The organism is Paenibacillus sp. VTT E-133291 (assembly GCF_002264395.1).
In the GTDB taxonomy this organism is placed as follows: Bacteria; Bacillota; Bacilli; order Paenibacillales; family Paenibacillaceae; genus Paenibacillus_AQ; species Paenibacillus_AQ nitricinens.
This window is the reverse complement of sequence record NZ_NFVA01000139.1, coordinates 1-10,838: the sequence shown is the minus strand read 5'-3', so window position 1 is coordinate 10,838 and position 10,838 is coordinate 1. Positions and strand designations below refer to the sequence as shown.

At 44.1% G+C, this 10,838-nt stretch carries 11 protein-coding genes; all 11 read right to left on the bottom strand.

Annotated elements, in window-relative coordinates; genetic code table 11:
* Positions 1-1,032 (bottom strand): LysM peptidoglycan-binding domain-containing protein (locus tag CA598_RS29825; RefSeq protein WP_143812189.1); only part of this gene is annotated, 1,032 nt, incomplete at its 3' end.
* Between the two features lie 324 nt (positions 1,033-1,356).
* Positions 1,357-2,238, bottom strand: a complete 882-nt coding sequence (gene ilvE / locus CA598_RS29820; RefSeq protein ID WP_094873196.1) for a branched-chain-amino-acid transaminase — start codon at positions 2,236-2,238, stop codon at positions 1,357-1,359.
* A gap of 4 nt (positions 2,239-2,242) precedes the next feature.
* Positions 2,243-3,130: a prephenate dehydratase gene (gene pheA, locus CA598_RS29815; protein WP_094873197.1), complete on the bottom strand. Its 888-nt coding sequence runs from the start codon at positions 3,128-3,130 to the stop codon at positions 2,243-2,245.
* Positions 3,127-4,107, bottom strand: coding sequence for a homoserine kinase (thrB, locus tag CA598_RS29810; RefSeq protein ID WP_094878820.1), 981 nt, complete (start codon positions 4,105-4,107; stop codon positions 3,127-3,129). The genes pheA and thrB overlap by 4 nt, the downstream gene beginning before the upstream one ends.
* Positions 4,108-4,166: 59 nt before the next feature.
* Positions 4,167-5,453: a homoserine dehydrogenase gene (locus CA598_RS29805; protein WP_094878819.1), complete on the bottom strand. Its 1,287-nt coding sequence runs from the start codon at positions 5,451-5,453 to the stop codon at positions 4,167-4,169.
* 36 nt (positions 5,454-5,489) lie between these two features.
* Entirely contained in the window at positions 5,490-5,927 is a 438-nt protein-coding gene (locus CA598_RS29800) for an ACT domain-containing protein (protein ID WP_060621882.1), read from the bottom strand.
* A 158-nt stretch (positions 5,928-6,085) separates the two neighbouring features.
* On the bottom strand, positions 6,086-6,901 hold the full coding sequence (locus CA598_RS29795) for a hypothetical protein (RefSeq protein ID WP_094878818.1): 816 nt from the start codon (positions 6,899-6,901) through the stop codon (positions 6,086-6,088).
* Between the two features lie 37 nt (positions 6,902-6,938).
* Entirely contained in the window at positions 6,939-7,718 is a 780-nt protein-coding gene (locus tag CA598_RS29790) for a hypothetical protein (protein WP_094878817.1), read from the bottom strand.
* Positions 7,719-7,772: 54 nt separating this feature from the next.
* Positions 7,773-8,543 (bottom strand): zinc ribbon domain-containing protein, encoded by a 771-nt coding sequence (locus CA598_RS29785; RefSeq protein ID WP_094878816.1) that lies wholly within the window; start codon positions 8,541-8,543, stop codon positions 7,773-7,775.
* Positions 8,544-8,557: 14 nt separating this feature from the next.
* On the bottom strand, positions 8,558-9,304 hold the full coding sequence (locus CA598_RS29780) for a hypothetical protein (RefSeq protein ID WP_094878815.1): 747 nt from the start codon (positions 9,302-9,304) through the stop codon (positions 8,558-8,560).
* 11 nt (positions 9,305-9,315) lie between these two features.
* The gene (locus CA598_RS29775; protein ID WP_094878814.1) at positions 9,316-10,635 is read right to left on the bottom strand and encodes an SPFH domain-containing protein; all 1,320 of its coding nucleotides are present in this window, start codon (positions 10,633-10,635) and stop codon (positions 9,316-9,318) included.
* Positions 10,636-10,838: the final 203 nt, after the last annotated feature.

The window sequence follows — 10,838 nt, the reverse complement described above, 5'->3', positions numbered from 1 at the left end:
AGCGTTCGGATTCCATTGTTCTGGACTCATGTTAGGTGAATACATATTTTCTGAATAGTTGTATGGAGACATGCACTCAGGTCCATATGACGCCGGTTGAACATAACTTGGTGCCCAATTCATATTCATATTAGGGCTATTTTGATAGGAATCATAGAGATAAGGATTTCCTCCTAGGCCTGGATATCCCATATTGTCACAAGAATCTGCCTTTTCCTCTTGGTAAGCCAATGGCTTCATCTCAGCTTTTGCTGCCTCATGATGAGCTACAGGCTCTTGATTTGGAACTGTAATCTGAACGAATAAGCTCTGCATTTCAATTTCTTGCACAGGAGCAACTTCCATCTGCATATTCGGCGCAGGATTTGGTGCAGCATTTTGAGTATTAATAGGGGCGATGTTCATTGATGGGTGTGGTGCAGAATTATACAAAGGTGAGACATTGGGCGATGATTTAGGTGCAGGTTTAGTTTCCGCTTTAGCTTCGGGTTTATTTTCTGCTTTTGCCTCAGGCTTATTTTCTGCTTTTGCTTCCGGTTTAGTTTCTGGTTTGACCTCTGGTTTAGTTTCCGGTTTTGGTGCAGGAACTACTTCAGCAACTGGCTGTTCTTTTGGACCCGTATATTCCTTCCCGCCAACTTGTGTTTTCTCAGAAGCATTAGAAGGCATGTAGCCTGGCTGTACGGGTGAAGCGTTTGATGTTTTTTTAGGAATGTTGACTACTTCCCCTAACATCAATACATTCGGATTCTTTAGCTGGGGGTTTGCTTCAACCATATCCTTTAAGGGGATTCCCCAAGCCTTAGATAATTTCCATAAGGTATCTCCTTGTTTGACTGTATGCTTGTAGTAAACTTCACTGTTATCCGGTACGGATACAGGAGCCGTAGGTATTTTTACTTTTTCACCAAGTGCCAGCACATTCGGATTACTGATCTGTGGATTAGCTTCAATAATTTTTTGTAACGGCACTCCGTACTTTTGCGATAATGCATACAGACTATCGCCTTGTTTGACAATGTGTATTTTCACGTAGCATTAACCTCCTAAAAGTTTTGTGGAGTATTGCTTTCTTACAGCTACACAGCAAAACTGGCTTTGAAAGCAAACACCCTTTGGATGGAACATTGCTCTCTTACAAAGTTATATGCGTTACAGCCGCCTCCTTCGTTACTACATCTTATGCAGCCCATGGGCGAATGACATCCCTGAAATAAAAAAAATCCTTTCATGAGACATGAAAAGATTTACCAGAGACCTCCGGCCATCTTCTTCATATGCATGAAAGGATATCTAATGCCTATTCAATACTCATTACACGACTAGCACGTAAAGAGCACATTGTACGATTAACTGTTATTCCCAAACCTTGTAGCCATCTTTGTCAACAACGTTGCGGAACTCTTCAAGTAATTTCAAAGTGATTGGACCCGCTTGTCCTTCACCAATGATTCGGCCGTCAATTTCACGTGCAGCAATAACTTCAGCAGCAGTACCTGTGAAGAATACCTCGTCCGCTATGTAAACATCATGCATAGTGAACGGTTCTTCTTTTAGCTTAATACCCAATTTCTCACATAACTCGATGATCGCCAGACGTGTGATTCCTTCAAGCGCTCCCAAATAGCAAGGAGGAGTGAAGACCACACCATTTTTGATAATGAAAATATTATCGCCAGATCCCTCAGTAACATATCCTTGGGCATTCATCATAATCGCTTCATCGGCTTCTGCCAGATTGGATTGAATTTTCACTAGAATATTATTGAGATAGTTAAGCGATTTAATCTTCGGATTCAGTGCATCCGGAATATTACGACGTTGGGATACAGAAACAGCACGAAGCCCGTTGATGTACGCTTCTTCTGGGTAAATAGCCAGTTGTTCAACGATAATGATTACGCTGGCTTTAGGACAACGACGTGGGTCAAGACCCAAGTTACCAGGACCACGGGATACGATCAGTCGAATATAGCCGTTACGCATGTCGTTAAGGCGAATCGTTTCAGCCATAGCTTCCAGCATCTCGTCATAAGTGAGCGGAATGTCCAGCATGATCGACTTCGCCGAATCATATAGTCTGTCCAAATGCTCTTTACATTTAAAAATATTACCGTTGTAGATACGAATACCTTCGAATATGCCGTCTCCATACAAAAAACCGTGATCAAAAACGGATACCTTTGCATTTTCCTTAGTTACGTGTTGTCCATCCAGATAGATCCATTGTTCAGCCATGAATTTACTGCACCTCCGCTTTCTCTTCCTCATAGGTGTATGTGGGATACGAGCCCAGAATCCGAACCTGACAGCCTAAAGCGCTAATCTCTTCAATCGCTCCTGGCAGCAAGACTGATTCTATCGGTTCCAGCACATCAATATAAAAATAATAAGTACCCAACTTCTTTTTCGTTGGTCGTGATTCAATACGCGATAAATTCAGCTTCCGCCAAGAAAAGGCAGCGAGGACCTGATGTAAAGCACCTGGAAAATCCTCCGGCAACGTTACAAGGACACTCGTCTTTACCCCATTGCTGCTCCGTGGAAGATCTGCCTTCTGCGGGCCAACAAGAACAAATCGTGTGTAGTTGTTATTGTGATCTGTAACTTTCCGATCTACAATCTCTAGCCCATGAGTAGCAGCGCCAAGAGCCGTACCTATTGCAGCCCAGCCCTTGCCAGGATTGTTCTTAACGATTTCGACAGCTTCCGAGGTACTTCCGACCGACTCCAGTTCAGCCCAAGGTGCATGCTTCCGAACAAATTGCATGCATTGTGCCATGGCAACCGGATGCGAAAGGATTTTTTTCATTCTAGTGAAATCCTTATTCCCGTCAGCATCTCTGAATTCCAGCGGGTGACCGATGAGATTCTGTATCGAAGGAAAGATCCATTCAGCCTGCATAGGCAGATCGACCTCATTAATGAGCCAATCAATATGTAGACTAACTGAGCCTTCAATCGTGTTCTCAATCGGGATAACGCTGTAGTCAGTGGCGCCACCAGCCGTTGAGAGAAAGACATCGGAAATTAACTTGTGATGCACAATATTCACAGGTTCACCTTTAAACAAATGCAGCAGCGCTTCGTGAGATACCGAGCCCTGCGGCAATACCGCTATTGATTTCATAACCGTACTTCTCCTTTTATCATATCCAAAAATGAAACGTTTTGCATCTCGTTTCTTTCAAGAAGCTTTGATGTAACACCTGAAGTACAAGGCATAAGCCAGCAAGTCTGAGCAGAGATGCCGTGTTCTTGCATCGTATTTATCAGGAAATCCTCAAGCTCTTGCTTACGAGTCTCATGGCGATCAACTAAACACAGCAGGGTAGGACCGGCACCGCTAAGTGCGATTCCTAAAGCACCGTGGTTAGGCGCTTCCGCGAGCAGCTTCTCCATGCCTGGAATAAGTGCTGCTCGATAGGGCTGATGCAGACGATCCTGCATCGCTCTGCTGATCAGGTCAAGCCGACCTGATGCAAAGGAGGCTGTCATTAAAGAGGTTCTGCTGATGTTGTACACAGCATCACTAACTGAGATTTCTGTTGGAAGCACTCCCCGTGCTTTTGTGGTTTCCAGCTCGAATTCAGGAATAACCACTAGAACCTCTAGATCTTGTGGAGGTTCTAGGCGAACGTAATCCGCATGATCACCGTCCCACACTGCGGTAATGATGCCACCAAACAAGGAAGCCCCCACATTGTCGGGATGCTTCTCAAGCTGGGTAGCCATATCAAACAGCTTGGCATCATCCAGTGGAGAACCGATCATCGTATTAGCAGCGACCATACCCCCAATGATGGCTGAAGCACTGCTGCCGAGCCCACGTGTAAGCGGAATCTCAGAGTACATCGATATAGATATTTCAGGCACCGTAACGCCTGCCTCTGCAAATACCATTTGAGCGACCTTATAGAGTAAATTACTCTTATCCTGAGCCACTCCCTTCATCTCATCACCATAAAGATGAAAAACAGTCTCCTCGGCTTCCTCCATCTCAATCCAGGCATACAGCGGCAAAGCCATGCCGAGAGTATCGAAGCCCGGACCAAGATTAGCTGTACTAGCAGGTACTTTAACCCTTGCTACTCCATAAGTACTCATAACAGGTGCAATCTCCTTACTCATTGTTTAAATATAAAAAGTATACCCTAGCTACAGTTCTAGCCTTCTACACGATAATGGCTCTTGATCCGGTGGATGACTTTCAGTTCCTTAAAGTGATGCAGCACTTTGTTCATACTCGCTTTACTCGCATTATGAGTAACAATAATAATTTCCGCGTCAGGATTATTTGGATTGGCTTGCTGAACTACCGAATCCAGACTCACATCGTACTCGGCAAACACTTGAGTAATCTTGGCCAATACGCCTGCTTTATCGTCAACGTGCAAAAGAAGGAAGTTCTTATAAAAAATATCCTCATCACTCTTAAGCTTTTTCTGCTTATAAGGTACGATCTGCTTCAATCCATTGACACCCAGCTTAAGGTTCTTGATAACAGCTACCAAATCAGCGACGACCGAGGTTGCAGTTGGCATAGCGCCCGCTCCCGCACCGTAGAACATAGTCTCTCCGACAGCTTCACCATAAACATACACTGCGTTGAACACACCATTAACGGAAGCCAATGGATGACTTGCCCGAATCAAGGTTGGCTGAACACTGATACTGAATGCTTCATCCTGACGTTCAGCGATGCCTACCAGCTTAATTTCGTAACCAAGACGCTTTGCAAAAGCGATATCGGCTTTACTCACTTCTGAAATCCCGCTCACACTGACATCATGAAGCTCTACGTTAGTGCGGAAACCTAAGGTTCCGAGAATCGCCATTTTGCGGGCAGCATCCAGCCCTTCAACATCGGAAGTTGGATCAGACTCTGCATAACCCAGATCCTGCGCTTCTTTTAACACATCACTATAGGATGCGCCTTCTTGACTCATTTTGGTTAGTATGTAATTAGTTGTTCCATTCACAATCCCTATAATCTTCATGATCTTATCGGAAGAAAAGCCTTCGATAAGCGTCCGAATAATCGGAATACCACCAGCAACACTAGCCTCATAAAAGACATCACATTGCTTTTCTTGTGCCTTAGCCAGAATCTCTGAACCATGCAGCGCCATCAAATCTTTGTTCGCAGTGACGATATGCTTACCGTGGTCCAAAGCTTCAAGAATATATTCCTTTGTTCCATCGATACCGCCCATCACTTCAACGATTACATCAATCTCAGGGTCACGAATAACCTCCCATGGATCCGTTGTTATTTTGGCAGGATCAACTTCAATATCACGTGGCTTATTGGAATTATTCACCGCTATACGCTCAATGAGTATTGGAGAGCCAACTTGACTGCTTAAATCCTCCTGATTTCCTTCCACGATACGAACTACACCTGTACCAACTGTTCCCAGACCCAGCAATCCTACTTTAACCGGCTTCATCTGTATCCTCCTAAAAGTTTTACGTATATAACTTCTCTATCCCTGTCCAACGATTAGGGCGCGCTTCACTCCCGGAATATCCTTCAGACTATCCAGCATCTCTCCAAGCTCCTCATTCAAATGTGAGATTTCCACGGAGATCACCACATTCGCTCGTCCTTGTAGCGGAATACTCTGATGAATCGTCAGCACGTTTGCCCCATGCCCCGCCACAGATCCCAGAACCTTGGAGAGCATCCCGGATTCATGTTCTAAATCCATAGAGATCGTAACAATTCGCTCACGTTCTAACTGATGGATCAGGTGAATGCCATCCTTGTATTTATAAAAAGCACTTCGGCTTAATCCTACCTGTTCTACACCTTCATGTACGGTCTTCGCATCCCCAGCTTCAAGTAATTGCTTCACCTGCATAGTCTTAAGTACGGCATCAGGTAATATGTCCTCCCGGACCAAATAATAGCGTTCTTTCACGAACGTCCTCACCTCAAAGACTTTTGTGTTTTCTTAGTGGACATTATATCGGAAAAGACTTATAAAATGCAATAACTTTATATGTATACTCTGAGGCCAGGGGGTTCGGTGCAGCAAAAGCCCCGGATTCCCGGGGGCAGCAGGCAATCGTATGTACGCTAACTGTATGGAATCGTCGTCCCGCAATAATCACAGATCTTGTCCTGACCCGGCAGCACCCTATTCTTGGCACCACAGCTTGGGCAGCCTATGGACTTGGGCAGCTGTCGTGGGGATTTATCTTTGCTCCTAAGCGATGTTTGCTCCCAAGTTATCTGCTGTTCAGAGGTACTTCTGCTCTGTGATTCTAGGGTGGACTGTGGCAGTGCTTGATCAGGATGCCCAAGATTCGACGGTTGTTTACCTAGAAGCTTGACGCGTCCTTCATAATAAACAATATCCGGAGCAAGCATCCCCCAGTCTATTAAATATCGCAGGTCTCTACGTACATCCGCTTCACTTTCCTTAACTGTATCAGCTATATTTCCAATATGTCTTACATTATCCACGTTAATTAGCTTAAGGTAACTTTTACAGAGAAACTCAAATCGCCCATATACTAAGGTTGACTGCGAAGAGAAGTTACGGGCTGGAAGCACAAAGATCACATAAAGCATGACCAAGATAATCAATAATATGAACCACTTAAAATCACCTTTATACGTCATCAAAACAAACAGGAGAGCAAGCTCCATAAAAGCTCCCATGAACACATGATACAGCAGCTTAAAATTAATTGATTTTCGCTCATTTTTGTAATGTGTAGTTGCAAATCGGATCATCGTCAATAGGAATCCAAGCGGTGCAAACAAATAAGCAATCCATATAATCAAACGATCAAATATCGTCCTATCGCGCTTGACTCGGTAGTGATGGTCATTCTCTGGTACTCGGACTAGCGGTGGACCCTCCGATTGTATTTTCAATTTGCTCATCTAAGTTGATCCCCCATTTCATGCAAGGCTGTCTGCATCAGCTGTACGCAATCGTTGTCCCGCAATATTCACATTCTTTGGACTGACCCGCAAGGACCTTGTTCTGCGCACCACACCCTTGGCAGAGAATATACTTTGTTGACTGTGGTTTAGGCTCTGATTGTGCCCTGTTCGGCTGCTGCTCTGTAATGTTCGAGCTGTTCACATCCCTTGAAGATCTTGTCTGTTCAGAATGAGTAAGCTTCGGCGGCAATTTCACAAACGGATTGGCTATTCGGCCTTCGTAATAAACGATATCTGGATCAAGCAGTCCCTGGTCTATTAAATATTCTAAATGCTTACGAACATCTGCTTCACTATAGCCACGAATATCAGACAGACTGCCGATATGCCTAATCCCATCCACAAGAATCAATGCGATGTAGTCATTGCAAAGATTGGTGAACCCTTCTTTCTTATTTTTGGCTTTAACTGAAAACTTGATGGCGGGAATCCTAAATAGTGCGTAGATCATTACTAATCTGATCAAGAGCGCAACATAGTCAATTTCGCCCATCATTTTAGCTACTACGAAATAAATACCCAGCGCTATAAAGACGCCCATACAGGCATGATATAGCAGGTTATAATTACTTGCTTTGCGTTGAATCTTGGAATGTGTAGATAATGACCGAATGATCGCCAGGATCAACCCAAGTGGTGCAAGTACATAGGCGAGCACAATAATCGTATTGTCAAATGTTGTCCGCTCATATTCATGCTTATATATCGGTTTGCCTGTTGTTGGTGGCTGCCTTCGTATATCCAATTTACTCATCTTCTATCTCCCCTAGTTAAGTTATATCTACAATGCTCAGGGAGAACCTTGGCATTAACTGTACGATATCATTGTTCCACAATAATCACAGCTCTTTGACTGACTAGGCTGAACCGTGTTCTGTGCTCCGCAGCCCGGACAACGGATGGACTTAGGCAGCAGCGGTGAGGACTGCGGCTGAGAATGAATCTGCTGACCCGAAGCTTGGGCTCCGAAGCCTGATGTCCTTCCAGAATGTACAAGATTAGGTGCTGCCATGGACGGATCTGGCGTCTGGCGCCCCTCGGAAAGTACAATATCAATATCCAGTAATCCTTTATTCTTGAGATACTGGACATCTCTCCGTACATCGCTTTCGCTTTGACCTATCCGTTCAGATATACTGCCGACATATCGGATATTTTTATTCAGAATCAGCTCTATATAAGAAGTATTAAGCTTAGAAAGCGTATGTTTAGCTTTTGCTGTCACATTCGCAAGAATAAGTGCCGGAATCAAAAATATGACTGCAAGGAAAATCTGGATCGTTAACAATTCGGAAGTTCCAGTGTTTCCACTCATGGTATCCACAAACATTGCAATAGAGAGCTCAACAAATCCTCCGATAAATACATGCATGATCAGATTTAGATTGGTTGGTCTCCGATGATTTTTATAATGAGTTAGCATCAAACGTAACAATGCAAGAACGAGTCCAATGGGTGTGAATAGATAAGCTGCCGCAAGAATGAGATAATCAAACCCAGTCCGATCTAATTTAATTAGAGGAACCGCTGTACTCCCCGCTGGGCTCGGTGACGGCTCTTGTATGTTCAATCTGTTCATGTAGTTATTTCCTCCTATTTAAGGGCTGCTAATTCCCGATTTCGCCGTTCAAGTGTAGCCTTAATGCTGTCGGCCATTTCGTTGATTTCAGCTTGCCAGTTCTCATGTGGCTCATTTGTCATAAGCAGAAGCTTCACATGATCATGCAACAGGGCGATCTGCTGATTCATGATGTCCTCAGTAGCATACAAAGATGGATCTGATATAGGATCACTGAACTTGAATTGATCTCGTAAATTATTGAGCACTTTTATAAGCTGTTCAGTTTCGGGATTCTTCCAGCTGCTTGCCAGCGCACTGATCTCGTTTATTTCACTCTGATGCTGCCGAAAAGCTTGCATAGACCTCTGCCTTTGCTGTTCTTCACTTCCGGCATTCCATCCATAAATCCCGATCACAGCCAGCGTGATTCCACCCATTAAAAGAATCAGCAGTTGAACGGCAGCATACCACAGAGGAGACAGCTCCAGTAGCCAATCGAAGACAATAGCCGATGCGAATACTCCAGCCGCATAAATCCCTGTGATGAATGCACCGCTGAGAAGAACGGGTGAGGTCCGCTGCACACTACCTGCAGTACGGAGCCAAAAAATACAATAGCCATACACCACACTCTCCGCCAGCAGAACAGCAACTAGTGAAGTCAAGAATCGAAATAGTGATTCAGAGAAGCCTAATCCTATAAAGGAGAATACCGTTAGTATTATAGCAGCCACATAAATAATGGAAATGATACGAATATAGCTTTTGCCCTTGTTCATAACGTCCTCCTTCAGCCTGCTTTTGTTCCACACTCTGCACAAAATTTTTGTCCAGGCTTCAGCTCATGCCCACAACCTCCGCATTTAATAACCAAGCTATCTCCACAGTGAGGGCAGAATTTCACCCCTGGCGATACCATTTCTCCACATTTACCACAGGCTTTAGGCATTTCTTTTCCACAAGAGACACAGGAAGATGCACCCTCAGGATTATCTGCTCCACAGGTTGGACAAGCACGATAAGGATTGCCACAACCAGGACAGAACTTGGCTCCTGCTTTCAATTCATGTCCACATTCCAAACAATTGATTTTGTTTCCGGTCGATGCGCTTTGCTGAATGCTTTCCAGAGCATGCCCACAGCCACTGCAGAACCTTCCCTCAACAGAATTCATAACCCCACACTTCGAACAGGAGCGCTCTTGACGCACAACTGTAGTCCCTGAATCAAAACTCATCCCTCGGGTCATACGATTCACCATATCCATAGCCGGTCCAGCGAACCCCATACCAAGTCCAAGCCCCATCCCGGTGTTCATCATGCCTACTCCAAGATTACCAGGATTACCTGCTGCTTTTTCCATCGTGTTAAAGCCACGCTCCTGCTGATAGTTGAAGCCGATAATATCCATTTCTGCTTTTTTAGCTAAAGCTTCCTTAAGTCGAATCGTTGCCGGATCATCATCAGGAATATTAATGGAATCAATATAGAAATTATTCAGCTCAAGTCCATTATCCAGAAAAGTTGATGCTAGCCGCCCCTGGATATGCTTTGAGATCTCTGCAACATAGGCATTAATCTCCAATATACTGATTTGCTTATGTACAAGGTAGGATGAGATCAGTTCATTTATATTCGACATAAGCAAGCCGCGGAAATAATTCACTAGTGTATCGTGATCAAACTGAGAAAGCGTTCCAACAAGCTGCAACAAAAATTTGCGCGGATTATCCACCTTTACACCAAACTGTCCGAAGGAACGAACAGAAATCATAATTTTGTATTTAGGATCCTGGAGTTGTAAAGGTGCGCTGGTTCCCCATTTAACATTCATCGAATTGGTCTTGTTCACATACCATACTTCTGCTGTGAACGGCGACTTCCCACCAAAAGGAAGATTGACGATAGTAGATAAAATAGGAATATTGGCGGTGCTCAGGGTGTGCCGCCCTGCCGTAAAGGAATCAAGCGCTTGTCCGCCCTTGAATAGGATCGCTTCCTGAGATTCATTAACGATTAGCTGAGTCCACGTCCCAAGCTCTTGGTTAGGATATTTCCATGCGAAAATCCCCGGAGGACCGTCGTACTTCACCACTTCTATAATTGCCATCTGCTATTCCCTCTTTCATCATCTATGATATATGAATAACGTATGCGTTCCCGGATGGGAAATTGTGTATTTCGATATTTATTGTATACGATATATATCGTGTTTTGGGTTCTTTTCATGAAAAAAATATACTCAATATGGAAACAAGTATAAGCGTCTTTGACGTCCTTATAAGGACGATAAGCGTTTAAGCGAGAAATATA